The organism is Psychrobacillus glaciei, assembly GCF_008973485.1.
GTDB lineage: Bacteria > Bacillota > Bacilli > Bacillales_A > Planococcaceae > Psychrobacillus > Psychrobacillus glaciei.
On the sequence record NZ_CP031223.1, the window covers coordinates 3,425,266 to 3,445,677 of the forward strand.

Below are 20,412 nucleotides of genomic sequence, written 5' to 3' on the forward strand. Positions count from 1 at the left end.
TCATGTATTTTATGTGAACGAACTGTGATTAACTTGTTATATTTCGATTAAATGTGGACGAACGATTTCCATTAATTGATTCCATGCTTGAATTTCGTAAGTTGGTTGGATTCCGGACGTATTTTCTTTCAAATGCGGATTAAACCAACAAGTGTCAAGCCCGAAATTATTCCCACCTTGGATATCGGATGTTAGTGAATCTCCAATCATTAATACGCGAGAAGGATCTGTAATGTTCAATTTATTAAGCGCATATTCAAATATTTGTGGTTGGGGTTTTTGAAATCCTGTTTCCTCTGAAGTAATAATGGCCTCAAACATACCTTTAAGTGATGATCCATTTACCCTCCCATACTGTGCCTCTTTAAAGCCGTTTGTGAGTAAAGCAAATCGGCTACCAGAAAGACTGGCAAACATTTCATCCACTCCGTCAATCATATGAACCTCTTTTCCTAAGTTTTCAATATACTTTTGACCAAAAGCAGCCGCATCTACATCGAGTGCTACTTCTAAGAATAGTCTTTTAAACCGCTCCGCTTTCAGATCTGCCATCGTGGTACTACCTTGCTCTAAATCATCCCAAAGCACTTTACTAATCGCTTTATAACTTTCTAAATAATCCTTTACACCGTTAGGAAAACCGTATTCACCAAATGTATGTTGAAGTGCATTGAGTTCAGTCATCCCAAAATCAAGTAATGTATCATCCAAGTCAAATAATAAAATATCGTATTTCATTGTAAATTCCAACTCTCTTAACATATTCTTTCCCTATTTTATCATAATAAAAAAAGAACCTCATCATCTGAGGTTCCTTTCATTTATTCTTCTGAAACTGATTTATCCTTTGGTGCTACCCAGAATGCTACTATTATCGAGGCAATGACAACGATAAATGGTGCATAAAAAATAAGAAAATTTGTCATATTGCTCCTCCTTATACGTGATTGTCTCTTTTTCCACGAACATAGTCTTTATTGAATAAAAATAGTCTTAGCAATAAATAAAGGGAAGGAATTAATAATCCAAGTCCTGCGATGAACGCAATAATTAATGCAATGGCCATCGTTGGATTAGTAAATCCGTCATAAAGAGTTAAGTGTGGATAAAGTAAATAAGGATAATGCGAAATCCCATATGCAAAAAATGCCAACGCAAACTGTCCGATTAATAAGCTAAGTGCTAGACCATACTTCTCTCGTTTCCAAACAAACCATACGGTACCGATGAACATAAGAGCAGATATTCCAAATAACCACCAAAAGTCAATCATGCGATTATAATGTTCTACATTATGATCTCGTAATTCTACTATTATTCCTGTAGCTGTAATCATAAGTGGCAAAGCCCAGATGAGCGCATACTTCCTCATTAAACTAGTCGCCTTCGAGTCACCTGCTTTGTCCGCATACCACGTTAAAAATACAGCGGAGATATACAATACAGCAGCCACACTCAGAACTACAATACTCCATGTTAATGGATTGGTGAAAAGTCCCCAATAATCTAGTACAGGTTGACCGTCTATCATGGATACGAATCCACCTTCTGAAATGGTCAATACGATAGAAAGTGATGCAGGTATAAACAATCCCGCTAAACCATACATAAACGAATATCCTTTATGACCACGAGAACCATACGTTTCAAAAGCGTAATACGAACCACGAATAGCCAATAAGATAATTGCTATACTTGCCGGTACGAGTAATGTTGTTCCGTAAAAAAAAGCGGTTTTCGGAAAAAATCCAATTGTCCCTACGAAGAAAAATACTAAAAAGACATTCGTTACTTCCCAAACAGGCGATAAGTAACGTTGGATAACGTTTGTCAAAATATGTTGTCTTCCAGTTAACAAGCTATAAGCATTAAAAAAGCCTGCTCCAAAGTCAACGGAGGCGATGATTAAATAACCGAATAAGAAAATCCATAATACGGAAATACCAACAATCTCCAGTGTCATGAGAAATCACCGCCTTTTTCAGCATGTCGATCTTCCAGTTCTTGTTCAACTGGATTATTTCGGAACATTCTACGCAGCACTACGATACTTCCTACCCCTAATACAAGATATAATCCCGCAAAAAGCACTAACATTAAATCTACATGTTCACTTGTTGTTGCTCCTTCTGATGTACGCATAAATCCTCTTAAAATCCACGGTTGACGACCTACCTCTGCAAGCCACCATCCTAGCTCAATTGCAAGCACCGCGAGAGGTCCTCCCATGACAACAACCCAAAGTAACCATTTAGAAGAGATAAACTTAAATTTCTTCACTTTACCAAACACATAAACAATGGATAGGAATAGCAAAAACATACCAATCATGACCATTCCATCAAACATATAGTGAATATAAAGTGGTGGAACCTCATCTTCTGGGAAATCATTTAGTCCTTTTACTTCTGAAAACGGATTATCATGTGCTAAAATACTAAGCGCATAAGGAACTTTAAAAGCATATTTTATTTCTTTCCCATCTAATACTCCTAATAATACAAGAGGTGCCCCTTCTTGTGTTTCAAAATGCCACTCTGCCGCTGCTAGTTTTTCAGGTTGGTATTCCGCCAAATACTTACCTGAAAAATCTCCGATAAGTGCTGTTGCAATAGCAAAAACAAGTCCTAATTTCATCATTAAAAATAATGATTTCTTATGATAAATATGGTTGGAACCTTTTAGTAATCGAAATGCAGCAATAGATGCCAGAACAAAGGCACTGGTCATATAAGCTGTAACAAGTACATGCGCAACTTTTGTTGGCATTGCGGGATTCATCATAGCAACTAAAGGTTGGATATTAATAAGTTCCCCATCTAATACGTCAAACCCTTGAGGTGCATTCATAAATGCATTTACGATCGTAATGAATACAGCGGATGCAGAAGCACCAATAGCGACTGGGATAAGTAATAATAAGTGCTTCTTTTGATTTTCAAAACGATCCCAAGTATATAGATAAATACCCAAGAAAATAGCTTCAAAGAAAAATGCGAATGTCTCCATAAACAAAGGTAGTGCTATTACGTTTCCTGCTAATTGCATAAAGTTTGGCCATAATAGAGAAAGTTGCAAGCCAATTGCTGTTCCGGTTACAACACCAACAGCCACTGTAATAACGAAACCACGTGCTAACCGTCTTGCAAGTAATATATAATGCTCATCATTCTTTTTTATTCCAACCCATTGTGCAATCATTATCATAAGCGGTACACCTACGCCAATGGTAGCGTAAATAATATGAAAAGATAAGGTCAATTCAGTTAATACGCGACTAAAAAACACTGCTTCTGTATTTCCCACACTTCATTCCTCCTTAACTTCCAAATATTCTTCCTATAATCGATAGCATCATTATTCCTGCAACAATAAAAGCAAGCCACATCAAATATTTCTCTTGTTTTTTATACATGCGCTTCACTCCCCTTGCCTCTATAATACCCTAAAATAGAATCTTTAAAATAATCACCCTTGTCTTATTTCCAACATTTCCATGGGTTAATGTGACAAATATGTATGCTTAGCATTAAGTACTAAAAAAAGCCAGCAATCACGAAGGAATGCTGGCTTAATTTTTACGGTCTGTCCTCTTCTCGAATTTCATCGATTGGTACAAAAACCTCTATATGTCTGTATAAATTCTGAAAGGTAGCTGGTATATTCCCACCATATTCACCGTCTAGATTCAGCTGTACTTTATCTTCTGAAGTAACTCGAATATGTTTTGCTTTTGTGGAAATAACATGTGGGTCATTTAAATGTTCACCACGAATAGCTAACGACGCAAGCCGAATAAAATCAGCGATATTACATTTTTTCAAAATTAATAATGTAAACTTCCCATCATTAATACTTGAACTTGGTGAAAGCTTTTCAAATCCTCCAACTGAATTAGTTAGACCTACTAAAAACATCATCGCTTCATCTTCGAATACTTCATCGTCGTATTCAATTTTTACTTTTGTTGCATTAATAGATGGTAGCATTTCAATCCCTTTCAAGTAATATGCAAGTTGCCCTAGTATTGTTTTTAACTTACTAGGTACTTCATATGTAATTTCAGTGATTCTTCCGCCACCTGCAATGTTAATAAAATAACGATCATTTACAAGTCCAACATCGACTGGAATTGTATCTCCTTTTATAATGATTTCCACAGCTTTTTGGATATCCCTAGGAATATGAACTGCTCTAGCAAAATCATTCGTCGTTCCCATTGGAATTAGACCAACTTTAGGTCGTTTATCAAATTCACCTATACCTGCAACAACCTCGTTTAATGTCCCGTCTCCACCTGCAGCAATGATTAAGTCGAAACCATTTTGGACTGCTTTCTTCGCGGCAACCGTAGCATCTCCTTCACATGTTGTCGCATGGCAAGATGTTTCAAATCCCGCAATTTCTAAAGCCTCCAATACTTCTGGTAAATTCTTTTTAAAAAGTTCCCTACCGGAAGTTGGATTATATATGATTCGTGCACGTTTCATATAGATTTCCCTTTCTACTTCACCATTTCTTTTATTACATAGTGACTAATTTCTTTTGATGTTTTATCCCATTACTAAAAGAGCCGACTGATGCCGACTCTTTTTCATTTAATTTGCCATCATTTAATTTTGAAGTGCTTGTAGCCAGTTATTTCGGATATCTTCGTAAACGGCTAAATGAAAGTCTTTATTGTCGATTAACTCTTTCGTCATTTGTTCATAAAATGCTTTTTGCAATTCTTCAAAACTAGGGTCTTCTTTAGAAGGCAGATTTTCTCGACCTTCTGCAACGAATTGTTGCACTTTTTCTGCTCGAGGTCCCCATTTGCCAACAACTTCTCCATTGTTATTTATCAATAAATAAACAGGAATGGAGCGACCACCGTTCGTTAAATATTGATCGATTAAATCCACATTTTCATCACGATATACAGCACGTACCTCAATTCCAGCAGCTTCTGCAATTTTACGAAGAATAGCATTATTCAGCATCGCATCGCCGCACCAGTCTTCTGTTATAACTAGTATATGTGGTGCAGATTCTTTTAATACGGCAATAAATTCATCATCCGCAGGCACTTCGAACTGATTATATATATTAAAAGATTCTTCTTTTTTTGTTGTCATATCATCCATATATTGTGTAAGTGATTTAGCTTTTTCAAAATATTGTTGTTCAGTAGGCATTTTGAGAAACCTCCTTTTTTACTAAGTATACTGTGTTCTCATTGCTTATTCAAATTAGTTGGTTGTAATTTTTATCGACCAATAATACATTCCCCTAAGGACAAGCTTAAAACCCAGCCTATTTTGACGATAAAAGGTAAGAGTGCATTGGAAAAATTGGATTAGTCATCAAGCCAATTACTAGTTAATTGAAATTCAAAAAGGAGCAATGGAAACAGAAGAACAGTGAAATATCTGCGATGGATTTCAAAAATATCTATTTAGAAAGCTTTAACCTCTTAGTTTCCGCCAAAAGGAGAATATATAAAGTGACTCTTTTCTTTAAAAAGCAAAATTTAACCAACAGCATTGATTTTACGAAAGACATACCTGTTGTATTAGATATCTCGGACCATTCAGACATAAAAAAGCAAATTGCAATGATTCATCTCACGAAAAATGATCTTGCAATACTTCATCATTTACAACCATTTGTTCAACAAATATTAGATGTTACAGTAACTTCTTTCTATAAATCTTTAGAGTCTGAATCGAAACTAATGGATATAATTACGACCCATAGTAGTGTTGAACGTCTGAAAAAAACACTATATAGTCATCTTTTAGAAATGTTTAGTGGTGTAATCGACTCTAATTATCTGAACCAAAGAAAGATAATTGCTCATGTTCACGTAAAAATCGGGTTGGAGCCCAAGTGGTATATGGCTGCTTTTGAAACTTTAAACTACGAATTCTTAAAGTATATCATGACACTAACTATTTCAGATTCAGCAAAACGTGATGCACTTGCTGCGATTAGTAAGATTTTAAATCTAGAGCAACAATTAGTTTTGGAGGCTTACGAAGCTGAGAACATGCGTATGCGAATAGTAGAACAATTGCAGAAGGATAAAGTGAAAATCGAGGTACATGATACTGCCGAGAATCTAGCAGCTGTTAGTGAAGAAACAAGCGCATCGATTAATAAGTTATCATACCAAGCAACAAACATAAAAGAATCTACGAACCAAAATCTATCTTTCGTACAAGATACGGAGGAGAAATCACAATCCGGTCAAATTCTTCTAACTAGACAAATGGAACAAATGCGATTAATTACTGAAAGTATTAATGCTTTACAGATAAAAATGGTGCAACTCCAAGACTCTTCTAATAGAATTCGAAATATTGTCGGTTTAGTTACATCTATAGCAAATCAAACAAACTTACTTGCTCTAAATGCGGCCATTGAAGCAGCCCGTGCAGGTGAGCATGGTGTAGGATTTGCAGTAGTAGCTTCTGAAGTAAGAAAACTCTCTGAAGACACAAAAAAAGCAATCGAAAGCGTCGAATCATTAATCCAAGAAACAGACGATGGTATTGGTGATATAACCAAATCAGTTTCTGAAATGAACCATCTAATTGCTGATGGTGCTGATAAATACGAACAAATGTCTGAATCCTATCAAAACATTGTTCAAGCAATGTCAGGAATAAAAATTCAAAGTGAACAATCTAATACAGAAATTGCAACTATTTCTGAAATTTTAAATGAATTAAATCAGGCAGTTGAAACTATTGCTATCTCGTCTGATGGATTAATAAATACGATAAACGATTTATAAGAAACACAGATGTTCTTACTTTTTCGCGAGTGATATGGACTATTTTCCAAATAAAAAAGGATGACACCAGTTTATAAGCTGGTGTCATCCTTTATTTAAAGATGAATGAAAAAGCAAGTATCTAAAATTTTATGCCATGAACAGGTTGGTTTCCACTGCTGGCGGACGCTTGCAAGTCAGTCAAATATCAAGCCTCTGCGCTCAGACCAGGGTCTTGATTTACTTGCTAATTCTTAGAAGTCGCCGCCTTCCACTCCAATCAAAAGAGTAAATAAGAAAGACAATATGCTTCCTCAAAATAATGAACTGTTACTTTTTTTCTTTATTAATAGGGCAAGTTGAACCTAAAAAAATAGATAGCCTTCCTTAATAAAGAAGAGCTGAGCGGACGAAATTGACTCTTCGTCCGCTTTTAAATGAATAGGAAAGTATATAGTCTCTCATTAACCAAACCTTCCGCACCTTGTCTCTATCTATTTCAAGAGGGCGACGGACAAACATCAGCCACAAGATCACCGAAAAAAGTGGATTAAGAAGTGACTGTGTCACTTCTCAATCCACAAAAATTCCCCTGGTAATAGTGTAGCCAATGTTTCGTTCAATGCACTCTGGAAACGGTAAGACACCAAATGCACTTAAAGAACGCTTGCGCTTTTCTTGTTTATCGTTTTACGATTTCTTCTTGTAAGATTTTGTTTACAAGAGGTGGGTTGGCTTGTCCTTTTGTTGCTTTCATAATTTGACCGACTAGGAAACCGATTGCGCGGTCTTTCCCGTTTTTAAAGTCTTCGATCGATTGTGGGTTAGCATCTAATGTTGTAGTTACGATTTCACGAAGTGCACCTTCATCTGAAATTTGCACTAAGCCTTGCGCTTTTACAACTTCTTCTGCTGCTCCACCATTATCAGCAAGTTCTTTGAATACTTTTTTTGCTATTTTAGATGAAATAGTACCATCCGAAATTAACTTAATCATTCCCGCAAGGTTTGATGGAGTAAGTTTAATATCCTTCAATTCTTTTTGGTCTACATTTAAGTATGCAGAAACTTCGCCCATTAACCAGTTAGCAGAAAGTTTTACATCTGCTCCATCAGCTATTGTTGCCTCAAAGAAGTCAGCCATTTCTTTTGATAAAGTTAATACATGCGCATCATAAGGAGATAAACCAATTTCTTCGATATACCGTTGTTTACGTGCATCTGGTAGCTCTGGAATTTCTGCACGTACTCGCTCTAACCATGCATCATCAATTACAAGATCTACTAAATCTGGTTCTGGGAAATAACGATAGTCATCTGTACCCTCTTTAACACGCATAAGAATTGTTTTACCTGTTTTCTCATCGTAACGACGAGTTTCTTGTTCAATTATTCCACCAGAAGAAAGTACTTCCGCTTGACGAATTTCTTCGTGTTCTAAGCCTCTGCGTACATAGTTGAATGAGTTTAAGTTTTTCAACTCTGTTTTTGTACCAAATTCTTCTTGGCCATATGGACGTATAGAAATGTTAGCATCACAACGTAAAGATCCTTCTTCCATTTTACAGTCCGAAACGTCTGTATATTGGATAATAGATTTCACTTTTTCTAAGTAAGCATATGCTTCCTCAGGAGTACGAATATCAGGTTCTGATACGATTTCTACTAATGGAGTACCTTGACGGTTGAAGTCAACCAAAGAGTATCCATCCGCATGTGATAATTTACCTGCATCTTCTTCCATATGAAGGCGAGTAATACCAATACGTTTTTTCTCTCCATTTACTTCAATCTCAACCCAACCATTTTTACCAATCGGCTTATCGAATTGAGAAATTTGATACGCTTTCGGATTGTCTGGGTAGAAATAGTTTTTACGGTCAAATTTCGTATTTTGTTCAATTTCCATATTTAATGCAAGCGCTGCACGCATGGCAAAATCGACTACGTTTTTATTTAACACGGGTAGCACGCCAGGATATCCAAGATCGATTACTGTCGTATTTGTATTTGGCTCAGCTCCAAAGTGGTTCGGTGCTGCAGAGAAGATTTTAGAGTTTGTTTTTAACTCTACGTGTACTTCTAATCCAATAACTGTTTCAAAGTTCATGTTATTTTCCCTCCCAAATTTGAGGAGTTTGTTTATGGAAATCTGTAGCTTGCTCATAAGCATGTGCTACACGATAAATGGTAGACTCATCAAAGTAATTCCCAATAATTTGTAATCCAAGTGGTAGACCATTTTCAAATCCGCAAGGAATCGAAATAGCTGGTACTCCTGCTAGGTTAATCGGAATTGTTAAAATATCATTTGCATACATCGTTAAAGGATCTTCTACATTCTCACCAATTTTAAATGCTGGTGTTGGTGCAGTAGGCCCGACAATAACATCGTAGTCTGCTAATACTTTATCGTAATCTTCTTTGATAAGTGTACGTACTTGTTGTGCTTTTTTATAATAAGCATCATATGTCCCTGCACTTAAAGAGTAAGTACCTAGCATAATACGACGTTTTACTTCATCACCAAATCCTTGAGAACGTGTTTCCTTATATAATTCCATTAAGTTTTGAACATTTTCTGCACGGAAACCATAACGAATACCATCGAAACGGGATAAGTTAGATGAAGCTTCTGAAGAAGAAAGAATATAGTATGTTGCTAAAGCATATTTAGAATGCGGCAATGAAACCTCTTCCCAAGTTGCTCCTTGTGCTTCTAAAACTTTCAAAGCATCCAACACTGATTGACGAACAGCAACACTTACACCTTCACCTAGATATTCTTTTGGAACAGCAATTCGAAGGCCTTTTATATCCCCTGTTAAAGCTGCAGCAAAGTTTGGTACTTCTACATCGGCTGAAGTGGAATCATGTGGATCAAGTCCAGAAATTGCTTCAAGTAATAATGCATTGTCTGTTACATTGCGAGTGATCGGTCCAATTTGGTCCAATGAAGATGCGAATGCAACTAAACCAAAACGAGAAACACGGCCATAAGTAGGTTTCATCCCAACAACTCCACAGTAAGAAGCTGGTTGACGGATAGATCCACCTGTATCAGAGCCTAATGAGAATGGAACTTCACCTGCCGCTACTGCAGCTGCTGATGCACCAGAAGATCCACCAGGAACACGGTCTAATGCCCATGGATTTTTTGTTGTTTTATACGCCGAGTTCTCATTTGAAGAACCCATCGCAAACTCGTCCATGTTTAATTTACCAATAGTAACCATTCCTGCTGCACGTAATTTTTTTACGACAGTTGCGTCATAAATTGGATTAAATCCTTCTAAAATTTTACTTGCGCAAGTTGTTTCTAAACCTTCTGTCACAATATTATCTTTCACTCCAATGGGTAAACCAAATAATGGTCCACGCTCTTCAAAAGGTACTTGATCTAATTCTGCAGCAGTTAGTGTAGCTTTGTCTTTATTTAACGCTAAGAAAGCTTCTACGTCACCATCTAGCTTTTCTACGCGTGCATAAGCTTCTTTTGTCAAATCAGCGATTGTAATTTCCTTGTTATGTAAAAGAGCTTGTAGTTCTTTTGCCGAACGTTCAAATAAAGTCATTATATTCCCTCCTCACAACTATTAATCCATTATAGATGGTACTTTTACTTGTCCTGCTTCTTGTTCTTTTACATTTAACATCATTGTTTCACGGTCTAGTCCTTTAATTGCTTTGTCCTCACGTAAGACATTCACTAAAGGTAGTACATGCGTTGTTGGTATTACATTCGTAGTATCCAATTCTTTTAATTGCTCCGCAAAATTAGTAATTGCTGCAAGCTGAAGAGCAAACTTTTCAGCTTCTTCCTCTGTGATTGCAAGACGTGCTAAATGCGCCACATGCTTTACTTCTTCTTTTGAAATATTCGCCAATTTTCACACCTCCGAATTCAATAACCATAAGCAATATCATATCATTTTTCACTCTAGTTGAACAGAGTGGCTCTTTTGGTAGGCTTATGGGGAATATATATGGACATAAGGTTCTTCATCACCTGGTTTTTTGATCAATAATGCCTCTGCTCCGTTCATCGAATTCACATTGACTTCCACATTCATCGAAGTATCAAAATTATCTTTCAGTAAGCCGGCAAGTTGCTGCGTAAAACCAATTATTTCTGCTGTTCCGTAAAATTGTATAGGAATTGTTATAGTCAATTTTTGCAACTGTTTGTCTTTAAAGTATCCTGTACCAATAACACTTGTGTAATTGGTAAAGTATGTCTCCATTTCGTGTTTGAAATTGCGGAAAATAGTATCTAAATCTCGATATTTCTTTTCTGATTCAGCTGTTGGAAAAAGCAGGTATTCTTCATCAATAGTTTTCCAATCAGAAACATTTTTTCCGCTAGCAGCGATGCTATAAGCGAGATACGTTCCAGGAACTACTGCATTTCTGCTATTTTGTTTGAATAAGCCAACAACGATTGGAACATTCGCAAGAGCCTCATTTTTTTGACGCATACGAGAAACTACCTCTTCCGCAATACGCTTACCATTTTCTTCTATTTCTTTTTGGGATAACGCTTCCTCATATGTTGCTCCGTATGTTTCTTTTTGATAATAGTAAATAGAATTCAAAGCAAGCCCTACTGAAATACCAGCGAGTGTTACAGTTTTACCTTCTTTTTTCAAATAATCTTGTTCCACAATATGCGTAATATAAACAGGCGCTTTTTTTGCTTTTTCCTCACCTGTTAAGCCTTCATCACTTGGATTTAAACCATCACTCGTTTGATTACTTCTTGCTAACCAAGAAATAAGTGTCTTTTTATCTAAATACTGGCCTTCTTGAAACAAATATTTATCCGGGGAAAATTCCTTTTGAGAAATTCGAAGTAGACCTGATTCCACTTCCTTCATATCGTACTTCGTTGCAAGATTTGATACAACTAATCCTCTACTTGCACTTGCCTCATATGGTAATAGCGTCCGGTAGTAAGCATCATCTAATTGTAAACTTGGTATGATCACTTTTTTCGTTGTTTTTTGTTCTGTGTCTTGAATGACTTCTGTGTCTTTTTTTATAGCAGGAGTACATCCAGATACAATAAGCAATAAAATCATTGTTAAGATTCCTATTATTTTTTTTGCCATGTTCAAACTCCTCTATTCCTCTAGTTCATCTAATAGTTTTTGTTCATCCCAGATTTCGATACCTAAGCTTGTAGCTTTTTCAAGCTTTGAGCCAGCATCCTCTCCTGCGATGACTATATCTGTTTTTTTACTTACACTACCTGCGACATTTCCACCAAGTTCTTCAATTCTTTCCTTTGCTTCTTGTCGTGTTAATTGCACGAGCTTTCCTGTAAGAACAACCGTTTTATGTGCAAATGGACTATTCTCCATGGTGGTAGCATCTACAATTTTACCTGTATATCGCAATGTAAGTCCTGCTTCTTTTAATCTTCCAATTAGCTGTTGCACTTCATCAATTTCAAAATATGCCACAAGTGAATTTGCCATTTTATCCCCAATTTCAAAAACAGCAGTAAGTTCTTCTCCCTTTGCTTGCATTAATGCATCGAAACTATGAAATGTTTCCGATAAAATTTTGGCAGCTTTTTCTCCAATATGACGTATACCAAGTCCGAATAATACACGTTCCATCGAATTTGCTTTAGATGCTTCTATTGCAGCTACTAGGTTTGTTGCAGACTTCAATCCCATTCGCTCTAGATTCACTAGATCTTCTACTGTTAATTTGTAAAGATCTGATACATCTACAATAAGTTGCTCTCTAAATAACTGCTCCACAACTTTTTCCCCAAGACCTTCAATATTCATCGCATTTCTTGATGCAAAGTGGTAAATACCTTCTTGAATTTGTGCTGGACACTGAGGATTCACACAACGTAAGGCAACCTCTTCTTCGATCCTTACTAATTCGCTATCGCATACAGGACAATTTGTTGGCATTTCATAAGGGATTTCCGAACCATCTCGTTCTTCTAAAATGACTGCAACTACCTCTGGAATAATATCGCCGGCCTTACGAATAATCACTCGGTCACCGATTCGAATATCCTTTGCACGGATTAAATCTTCATTGTGCAATGTTGCACGTTGGACTGTAGATCCTGCCACTTGCGCTGGCTCTAGTATTGCTGTCGGTGTGACAACCCCAGTTCGTCCAACCGTTAAGTCGATATCAATAATAGTAGTTACGACTTCTTCGGCAGGGAATTTAAAAGCAATTGCAAAGCGGGGACTTTTTGCAGTGAACCCCAACTCCTCTTGCTGTGCATAATCATCCACTTTGATAACGATACCATCTATTTCATATGGAATATCATTTCGCTTAGCTGTCCATTCTTGAATAAATCGAAGTACCTCTTCTATCGAAGAACACTTTCTAGTCTCTTTATTAGTCGGTAAACCTTGTTCTTTCATAAAGGCAAGAGCATCGGAATGCTGATCAATATTTTGTACTTCCCCGTCGCTACCCATTCCATATGCAAAAAAAGAAAGTTTACGACTTGCTGCCATTTTTGGATCCAATTGACGAAGTGACCCTGCTGCAGCATTACGAGGATTAGCTAATAATTCTTCTCCCCGTTCAGCTCTTTCTTCGTTTAGTTTTCTAAACGAAGATTTTGGCATATAAGCTTCTCCTCTTGCTTCGATTGTTACTTTGTCTTTTAATCGAAGAGGTATAGATCGGATTGTTTTTATATTACTTGTAATGTCTTCTCCTGTAGTCCCATCCCCACGAGTAGCACCTCGAGAAAGAATGCCATCTTCATACAGAAGCGAAATTGCTAATCCGTCGATCTTCAGCTCGCATACATAGGTCGGTGATTCATCCATCATTCCACGAATTCGGTTGTCAAAATCACGTATATCTTCTTCATTAAATGCATTAGATAGGCTCAACATCGGATTCCTATGCGTTACTTTTTGAAACCCATCTATTATAGTAGCACCAACTCTTTGTGTGGGCGAATCAGGTAATATTAAATTTGGATTTTGTTCTTCTAATGCAATTAATTCGTTTAAATACTGATCATAAATGGCATCAGGAACGATCGGTTCATCCAACACATAATATGCATATCCATAGTCATACAAAAGCTTATGTAGCTCTTGTACTCGTTGTTCTAATTTTTCCATCGGTTTTCCTCCACCAAGTGAATTATCCTTTTTCTATCGGTGCAAATTTTGCAAGCAATCGTTTAACACCTGTTGGACTTGGAAACGCAATATCGAGCTCCGTATTTTCACCTTCACCTCGAACGCTTACTACCATACCCACGCCCCATTTTTTATGCACCGCTTTATCTCCAACTTGCCAGCCTAGTTTCTCTCCACCTGACTCATTATACGCAGGACGAGTAACTACAGCCTTTCTTGCTTGTGGAATTGCTTTAGCAGAAGATGCTGCGCCTTTCTTATTTTCATTCATTCCACCTACTGCTTCGATAATTCCTTCAGAGATTTCCCCTATAAAACGAGAAGGACTATTGAAACTACCTCGTCCAAAAATAGTACGAGATTGAGCACATGTGATAAACAGTCTTTCCTCTGCACGAGTGATTCCTACATAAGCAAGCCTGCGTTCTTCTTCCATCTCATCCTCATCCCCAATGGAGCGGGAGTGAGGAAAGATATTTTCTTCCATTCCAATGATGAAAACAACTGGAAATTCAAGTCCTTTTGCAGCATGCATCGTCATTAAGATAACATTCCCTTGAGACGTATCTTCCTCTTCATCTAGTTTATCAATATCCGAAATAAGCGCTAAATCCGTTAAAAAGGCAACTAGGGATTTATCATCACTTTTTTCTTCAAATGCTTTCGTTACGGATAAAAACTCTTCAATATTTTCTAGTCGACTTTCGGCTTCAATTGTTTTCTCGTTTTTCAGCATTGTACGATAACCCGTTTTATCTAATATTTGTTCCACTATTTCCGTCACAGATAAAAACTCTTGCATTTGCGTAAAGTTTTGAATAAGTCCTTGAAATTGAACAACAGAATTTACCGCCCGTGCTGGTATTCCCATGAAATCTACTTCATTCAAAGCATCAAGAATAGAACGATCTTGTTCTAGTGCATACATTGCGATGCGTTCAAATGAAGTTGTTCCAATATTACGCTTTGGTTCATTAATAATTCGAGCAAGCGATAAGTCATCATCATTATTGGCGATTAAACGGAGATATGCAAGTAAGTCTTTAATTTCTTTACGATCATAGAACTTAGTACCACCAACAATCGTATAGGCTATATTCGATTTGACGAGTACTTCCTCCATCACACGAGATTGTGCGTTCGTGCGATACAAAATAGCAAAGTCATCCAATGTACGGTTTTCTTGTTCTAGCAACTCTTGAATAGTTTGTACGACAAATTGTGATTCTTGTTGCTCATTAAATGCTCGGAACATTCGAATTTTTTCACCTTCTTGATTGTCCGTTCGCAGTACTTTTGGATATCTACTTGTATTATTACCAATGACGTCATTTGCTGCTTGTAGGATTCTTTGTGAAGAGCGGTAATTTTGCTCTAACATTACAACGGTTGCGTTCGGATAATCTTTTTCAAATGATAATATATTTTGAATGTCCGCACCACGCCAGCGATAGATGGATTGATCGGAATCACCCACTACACAAATATTTTTGAATTTTTGAGCAAGCATTTGTACTAATTCATATTGTGCTTTATTGGTATCTTGATACTCATCCACATGAATATATTGGAATTTGTTTTGATAAAACTCTAATACTTCAGGAACTCGTTTAAAAAGGTTTAAAGTTGTCATGATTAAATCGTCAAAATCAAGGGATTGGTTCTTTCTTAAACGCTTCTCATACCCTGTATATACTTCTGCAACTGTTTTTTCAAATGGATTCATTTCGTTCATTTGTGCTTTAAATGTAGCTGCATCTATACAAATATTTTTAGCACTACTAATCGCATTTAACATCGATCGCGGATCATATTTTTTCGAATCAATATTTTGTTCCTTTAAAATACCTTTAATAACTGATAACTGATCTGTCGTATCTAAAATGGAGAAGCTCTTTGAATAACCTATTCGGTCGATATCTCTTCTTAAAATACGAACACACATCGAGTGAAACGTGGATACCCACATACTCTCCCCTGTTCCAGCACCTAAAATACTATTGATTCGTTCACGCATTTCACGTGCAGCTTTATTCGTAAAGGTAATGGCAAGTATTTTGGAAGGGTACACTTCTTTTTCTACTATTAAGTAAGCAATTCGATGCGTTAATACACGTGTTTTCCCTGAACCTGCTCCAGCCATAATGAGTAGAGGACCTTCCGTTTTTTTAACCGCTTTTTCTTGTTCCTTATTCATCCCGTTTAATAAGTTTTTTGCTATGAGCTCCATATTACACTCCCTTTAAAGAACATTTGTTCTAATTATTATACCGCTCCATGTCATATTACACAAATATTACTTAACAGCATGTACGGTTTTCAGTGCTTCTTCTAAGTTTTCATATACTCGATTTCCGATAATAATGGCGTCCGCATACGCAGCCATTTCTCTTGCCTGTTCTTCATTCTGGATGCCACCACCATAAAATAGCTTCGTGTGAACTAGTCCAGATTTTACTTTTTTAACCACTTCGATATCACCATACATCCCGCTGTATTCCATATAGAAAATAGGAAATTTAAACATATGCTCAACCATTTGTGCGTAAGCAATAATATCGTCATTTGTTTTTGGTTGTTTCGCATTCGTAATTTTAGCCGCTTTGCAACCGGGGTTTAATATACAATAACCTTCGGGAATAATTTCTTCCCAGTTCATCACCTCTCCAAATTCTTTGGTAGCTTCGTGATGTAAATCTTTTACCCATTTCGTTTCCATGCTATTTAATACACTCGGTATAAAATAATAATCAAAACCAGGTGTAATCGACTCAAGCGTCGACACTTCAAGAGCAACAGGAACAGCATAACGCCTAATACGCATTAATAAATCAATAACATTATCAAGTGTTACTCCATCGGAGCCACCAATAATGATAGCATCAGTTCCAGATTCGCAAACCTTTTCTAAAGCATCGTCACTAATTGCTTTCGCTGGATCTAATTTAAATATATGTCGCCATTCTTTATACTCCATTTTTTTCACCTACAAATCGTTAGTTAGCATTCCTCATTATAACAAAAAAACTGAACAGAGGCTTCTGTTCAGTTAAGTCTATCTATTAAAACTGGTAATGGTTATTGTTTCAAATTACCCTCTAGGGTTTTGAAAAGGCTGTTCATCTGGATATAGACGACCAAGCATTTCATCATAAGTGTCATTTCCATAATCGAAACAACGTCTAACACGTGAAATTGTTGCCGTACTCGCACCGGTTTCTTTTTTGATCGTTTCATATGTTTTTTTCAATCTCAATAAATGAGCAACCTCGAAGCGTTGTGCAAGTGATTGAATTTCGCTTATTGTACATAAGTCGTCAAAAAATCGATAACATTCTTCCATATTCTTTAATTCTAAAACCGCTTTAAATAATTGGTCTGTTTGATGCCCTTTTATTTTCTCAACTTGCATAAGTTTTTCATTCCCCTCTGATTTAATCTTCTATTATGGTAAATAGTTCACCATTTTTTCAATTCCCGGATGTGTTGGAACAATACTGATCCATGACTTTCCTTTAACAAGTTTTGCCGGAACCCCATTTTCCATTGGAATAAGAAGACCATCAATATTTTCCCATTCGATTTCTTTCATTATCCCAGCTTGGAAAAGGTAAGCTTTTCCTCCGGCAGTTAAAGTAAGTTCTTGTCTACCGGCATTATCAATCGTTTTATGTGGGATTTCCATAAAGATAACGTTGGAAAGTTTGACAAGCTCATCCGACTCCTTATCCTTCGTCAAGACTCCTGCTGTCGTTCTTTCATACAGCCCTTCATCTGGAAAATACGTATATTGATTTTCAAAGCTTGTCCCTGATCCATAACGTATACTTACACTAGTTGCGGGATTCCCAATTTTCACATCTTCTACAGAATCATAAAAAGAAAATGGTGGAATCTTATTTATTTCCATCGAAGCCCCTACTTTTTCCGCACCTACAAAAATGTTTTCTTTGGAAATGTAGGAGTTATGTGGCGCCTTACGTTCCTTTGACCTTTTAAATAGGATACCATCATACTGCATCCCATTAATATTATCCACAACTCTTGCATCTAACATTTTTTTTGCATCGGGACTATATCCATGTGCAATGTAAAATGCATCTAAGCCCTTGGCAATATTAACAAAATAGTCACGTGCGCTTCTTACCGGCCCGATCGTTTCTGGGATTTCACTTTGATAGAGTGCAAGAAATCTCGTCACACTTCCTTCTGCCATCATTTCATACACAATATCAGCTTGTGCAATCCCTGATTGGGGTCGTGCCAACGGATGATTATTCATTGTAACAAGGATTGGTCTTTGTTTCATTTCAACTTCCGAGCCAATCCCAGTGAAGGGAGCAAAATAAGGAAGTACTACCTCTTCCTCCACTACTTCCTCTACTTTTTCCGGTTCTACTACTTGTTCTTTTGTTTCTTCTTGTACTTCTTCTTTTTTGGTACAGGCAACTAATGCTAAAATGCACAGTGCAAATATAAAACCCCTTTTTTTGAACATAAAATTCCCCCTACCTCATAAGTGCTGGAAATAGTACTTGTTTTTTCATCACATCAAAAATTCCTCTTTGTGTAATTCGAACATACGGTAAATGCGTTGATTGCAAGAATAGTAGTGTATAAATAGCATCCCCATGCTTAAATCCTCTTGCTGCCAACTCTTTCTTTAATAGCAACTCTTCTTCTATTAAGTCTTCCATATGTTTGTCGGAGAGACCTCCACCTATTGGAAGCTTAATAGAACAAATGACTTGATTGTCCTCTACTAAGACAATTCCACCATTCATCTTCTTCATCTCTTCGAAAGCTTTTAACATACTTTTTTTATTTTTCCCTATTAATAATATATCACCAGTATTAGAATAGGAAGATGCAAATCCTTTGACCGATGTTGCAAATCCTTTGATAAGTGTTGTTACTTTCCACTTTCCGTTTCGGTCAATTAACATAAGGAAGCTTTCGACATGATTCGATGAAAGTTCATTTTCCGTTGTATCGACCGATATAGAATATGGTTTCGTAATCACATCATTTACCATTTCAATTCCAAATGGCATAGAGAATTGAAAATCATCATCCGTTAAATGAAAATCTAAATTTAAGGGAGGCATATCTGACCAATCGACGGGTGTTAGGGCCTGCACTTTTTCACCGTCACGTTTTAACCATTCTCCTTTAGATAAAACGCTAATTGGGACTGGACTATACTCATCTTCTAAAAAGTTTAACGTTGCAAACCTTCCAGTAGCAATAACCCCATGTAAGTTAGATAGATTATAATATTTCGCAACATTGAACGATGCCATTAAATAAGCATCTATTGGGTTTACTCCAGCATCTAAAGCAACTTGAATACATTTATCCATTACGCCATCTAGGTGAAACGAAGGAGTAGCTCCGTCCGTTGTCATCATTAAATGATCAAAAATATGAAGATCCTTTTCTAAAATACCTTTTAGTAGATTTGGTAAATCAGGACGAATGGAAGAATGTCGAAGCGTCACTGCATACCCGTGAAGAATGCGTCTTTCTACTTCTTCAATTGTCATCGATTCATGATCACCATCTGCTCCAAGTAGACGCATTCGTGCAAGCGTTCGCTCTGACGCTCCCGGGAAATGCCCTTCTATTTTCATTCCATTCATTTTTGCTTGCTGCATCCAATATAGCATCTGATCATCACCAGAAAGTAGTCTTGGCCATCCTGTTAACTCCCCACCCATAATCACATCGGGTCTTTCGATCCATTCACCTATCGATTTAGAGGTAAATAGCTCCTCTTCATTTTCTAACTCTGTTTGTGAATCAAAGCGTGCCCACCAATAAAAGGAAAAAGGCAATTTATTTAATTGGTCCATTATTGAAAACGCTTTCTTATTTTCAAGTGCTAAAAAAAATACTAGATTGTCTGCAATGAAGGTAGTCGTACCACGTTGTGCAGCATAATCAGCAAAAGATTGTGGGTGATAAAGTTGAAATGGATGTACATGAGGTTCCATATAACCAGGAACTATCTTTTGTCCGCTTGCATCATGCACTTCTGTTTTTTCAGAAACAAGTGGCATTTCTAATCCCGTGTATACAATACGATCCTTTACAATCCAAATATTACCGGTAATCCACTTTTTTAAATGACTATGTAAGTATGTTGCATTTTTTATAAGAATATCTGGTGCCTTTGTCCCACTTACTACTTCTAGTTGGTGCCTAATTTCTTCTATTTTCCAAATTGGATATTGCATACCATCCATTCTCCTTCCTTTTAGGTTGCTCGTAAAAATAAATATAGCATATCACTTTAGTAAAGCAAAGTGTTCTTTGTTAATTTATAGAAATTTCAGTTGTAAATTAATAGATTTATAGTAATTTTTCCACGACTGCTGATTATCATATTTTTTCCTTATAATACATTTTGGTTAATGTAAGATTAGTTTTCCGTCTTACTATAGGGATAGAGTGTCGTAAGAAAGTTACCGTTGGGATTTCCGCTGGGTGAGCGATGTGCCA

General features: G+C 36.7%; 17 protein-coding genes. 1 reads left to right on the top strand and 16 read right to left on the bottom strand.

The window, feature by feature from the left end; translation table 11 throughout:
- Positions 1-36: 36 nt before the first annotated feature.
- The 6 genes from PB01_RS16295 to PB01_RS16315 form a co-directional block, all read right to left on the bottom strand.
- Positions 37-738, bottom strand: a complete 702-nt coding sequence (locus PB01_RS16295) for a YjjG family noncanonical pyrimidine nucleotidase (protein ID WP_151701160.1) — start codon at positions 736-738, stop codon at positions 37-39.
- 83 nt (positions 739-821) lie between these two features.
- A complete protein-coding gene (gene cydS / locus PB01_RS21965) occupies positions 822-926 on the bottom strand; it encodes a cytochrome bd oxidase small subunit CydS family protein (protein WP_404815088.1) in 105 nt (34 codons plus the stop codon).
- Positions 927-937: 11 nt separating this feature from the next.
- Positions 938-1,963, bottom strand: a complete 1,026-nt coding sequence (locus PB01_RS16300; RefSeq protein WP_151701161.1) for a cytochrome d ubiquinol oxidase subunit II — start codon at positions 1,961-1,963, stop codon at positions 938-940.
- Positions 1,960-3,306, bottom strand: a complete 1,347-nt coding sequence (locus PB01_RS16305; RefSeq protein WP_151701162.1) for a cytochrome ubiquinol oxidase subunit I — start codon at positions 3,304-3,306, stop codon at positions 1,960-1,962. The genes PB01_RS16300 and PB01_RS16305 overlap by 4 nt, the downstream gene beginning before the upstream one ends.
- Positions 3,307-3,578: 272 nt before the next feature.
- Positions 3,579-4,490, bottom strand: coding sequence for a diacylglycerol kinase (locus PB01_RS16310; RefSeq protein ID WP_151701163.1), 912 nt, complete (start codon positions 4,488-4,490; stop codon positions 3,579-3,581).
- A gap of 123 nt (positions 4,491-4,613) precedes the next feature.
- The gene (locus tag PB01_RS16315; protein WP_151701164.1) at positions 4,614-5,177 is read right to left on the bottom strand and encodes a thioredoxin family protein; all 564 of its coding nucleotides are present in this window, start codon (positions 5,175-5,177) and stop codon (positions 4,614-4,616) included.
- A 308-nt stretch (positions 5,178-5,485) separates the two neighbouring features.
- On the opposite strand from PB01_RS16315, the gene PB01_RS16320 reads away from it, so the two are divergent.
- The gene (locus PB01_RS16320; protein ID WP_225986073.1) at positions 5,486-6,781 is read left to right on the top strand and encodes a globin-coupled sensor protein; all 1,296 of its coding nucleotides are present in this window, start codon (positions 5,486-5,488) and stop codon (positions 6,779-6,781) included.
- A 661-nt stretch (positions 6,782-7,442) separates the two neighbouring features.
- On the opposite strand, the gene gatB is transcribed toward PB01_RS16320, so the two are convergent.
- The 10 genes from gatB to PB01_RS16370 form a co-directional block, all read right to left on the bottom strand.
- The gene (gatB, locus tag PB01_RS16325; protein WP_151701166.1) at positions 7,443-8,870 is read right to left on the bottom strand and encodes an Asp-tRNA(Asn)/Glu-tRNA(Gln) amidotransferase subunit GatB; all 1,428 of its coding nucleotides are present in this window, start codon (positions 8,868-8,870) and stop codon (positions 7,443-7,445) included.
- A 1-nt stretch (position 8,871) separates the two neighbouring features.
- A complete protein-coding gene (gatA, locus tag PB01_RS16330) occupies positions 8,872-10,335 on the bottom strand; it encodes an Asp-tRNA(Asn)/Glu-tRNA(Gln) amidotransferase subunit GatA (protein ID WP_151701167.1) in 1,464 nt (487 codons plus the stop codon).
- Between the two features lie 21 nt (positions 10,336-10,356).
- Positions 10,357-10,647: an Asp-tRNA(Asn)/Glu-tRNA(Gln) amidotransferase subunit GatC gene (gene gatC / locus PB01_RS16335; protein ID WP_151701168.1), complete on the bottom strand. Its 291-nt coding sequence runs from the start codon at positions 10,645-10,647 to the stop codon at positions 10,357-10,359.
- 84 nt (positions 10,648-10,731) lie between these two features.
- The gene (locus PB01_RS16340) at positions 10,732-11,871 is read right to left on the bottom strand and encodes a CamS family sex pheromone protein (protein WP_151701169.1); all 1,140 of its coding nucleotides are present in this window, start codon (positions 11,869-11,871) and stop codon (positions 10,732-10,734) included.
- Positions 11,872-11,883: 12 nt separating this feature from the next.
- A complete protein-coding gene (gene ligA / locus PB01_RS16345) occupies positions 11,884-13,887 on the bottom strand; it encodes an NAD-dependent DNA ligase LigA (protein WP_151701170.1) in 2,004 nt (667 codons plus the stop codon).
- Positions 13,888-13,909: 22 nt separating this feature from the next.
- Positions 13,910-16,138 carry a DNA helicase PcrA gene (pcrA, locus tag PB01_RS16350; protein ID WP_151701171.1) on the bottom strand — a complete coding sequence of 743 codons (2,229 nt, stop codon included), beginning with the start codon at positions 16,136-16,138 and terminating at the stop codon, positions 13,910-13,912.
- A 66-nt stretch (positions 16,139-16,204) separates the two neighbouring features.
- Positions 16,205-16,885, bottom strand: coding sequence for a heptaprenylglyceryl phosphate synthase (locus PB01_RS16355; protein WP_151701172.1), 681 nt, complete (start codon positions 16,883-16,885; stop codon positions 16,205-16,207).
- A 114-nt stretch (positions 16,886-16,999) separates the two neighbouring features.
- Positions 17,000-17,320, bottom strand: a complete 321-nt coding sequence (locus PB01_RS16360) for a YerC/YecD family TrpR-related protein (RefSeq protein WP_151701173.1) — start codon at positions 17,318-17,320, stop codon at positions 17,000-17,002.
- A gap of 33 nt (positions 17,321-17,353) precedes the next feature.
- Positions 17,354-18,406, bottom strand: coding sequence for a DUF3048 domain-containing protein (locus tag PB01_RS16365; protein WP_151701174.1), 1,053 nt, complete (start codon positions 18,404-18,406; stop codon positions 17,354-17,356).
- Between the two features lie 10 nt (positions 18,407-18,416).
- Entirely contained in the window at positions 18,417-20,147 is a 1,731-nt protein-coding gene (locus PB01_RS16370; protein ID WP_151701175.1) for an adenine deaminase C-terminal domain-containing protein, read from the bottom strand.
- Between the last annotated feature and the right edge of the window lie 265 nt (positions 20,148-20,412).

Coding starts and splice junctions, on each gene's coding strand:
- PB01_RS16295 (WP_151701160.1), bottom strand. CDS start 738: ATGAAATACGATATTTTATTATTTGACTTGGATGATACATTACTTGAT.
- cydS (WP_404815088.1), bottom strand. CDS start 926: ATGACAAATTTTCTTATTTTTTATGCACCATTTATCGTTGTCATTGCC.
- PB01_RS16300 (WP_151701161.1), bottom strand. CDS start 1,963: ATGACACTGGAGATTGTTGGTATTTCCGTATTATGGATTTTCTTATTC.
- PB01_RS16310 (WP_151701163.1), bottom strand. CDS start 4,490: ATGAAACGTGCACGAATCATATATAATCCAACTTCCGGTAGGGAACTT.
- PB01_RS16315 (WP_151701164.1), bottom strand. CDS start 5,177: ATGCCTACTGAACAACAATATTTTGAAAAAGCTAAATCACTTACACAA.
- gatB (WP_151701166.1), bottom strand. CDS start 8,870: ATGAACTTTGAAACAGTTATTGGATTAGAAGTACACGTAGAGTTAAAA.
- gatA (WP_151701167.1), bottom strand. CDS start 10,335: ATGACTTTATTTGAACGTTCGGCAAAAGAACTACAAGCTCTTTTACAT.
- PB01_RS16340 (WP_151701169.1), bottom strand. CDS start 11,871: ATGGCAAAAAAAATAATAGGAATCTTAACAATGATTTTATTGCTTATT.
- ligA (WP_151701170.1), bottom strand. CDS start 13,887: ATGGAAAAATTAGAACAACGAGTACAAGAGCTACATAAGCTTTTGTAT.
- pcrA (WP_151701171.1), bottom strand. CDS start 16,138: ATGGAGCTCATAGCAAAAAACTTATTAAACGGGATGAATAAGGAACAA.
- PB01_RS16355 (WP_151701172.1), bottom strand. CDS start 16,885: ATGGAGTATAAAGAATGGCGACATATATTTAAATTAGATCCAGCGAAA.
- PB01_RS16360 (WP_151701173.1), bottom strand. CDS start 17,320: ATGCAAGTTGAGAAAATAAAAGGGCATCAAACAGACCAATTATTTAAA.
- PB01_RS16365 (WP_151701174.1), bottom strand. CDS start 18,406: ATGTTCAAAAAAAGGGGTTTTATATTTGCACTGTGCATTTTAGCATTA.
- PB01_RS16370 (WP_151701175.1), bottom strand. CDS start 20,147: ATGCAATATCCAATTTGGAAAATAGAAGAAATTAGGCACCAACTAGAA.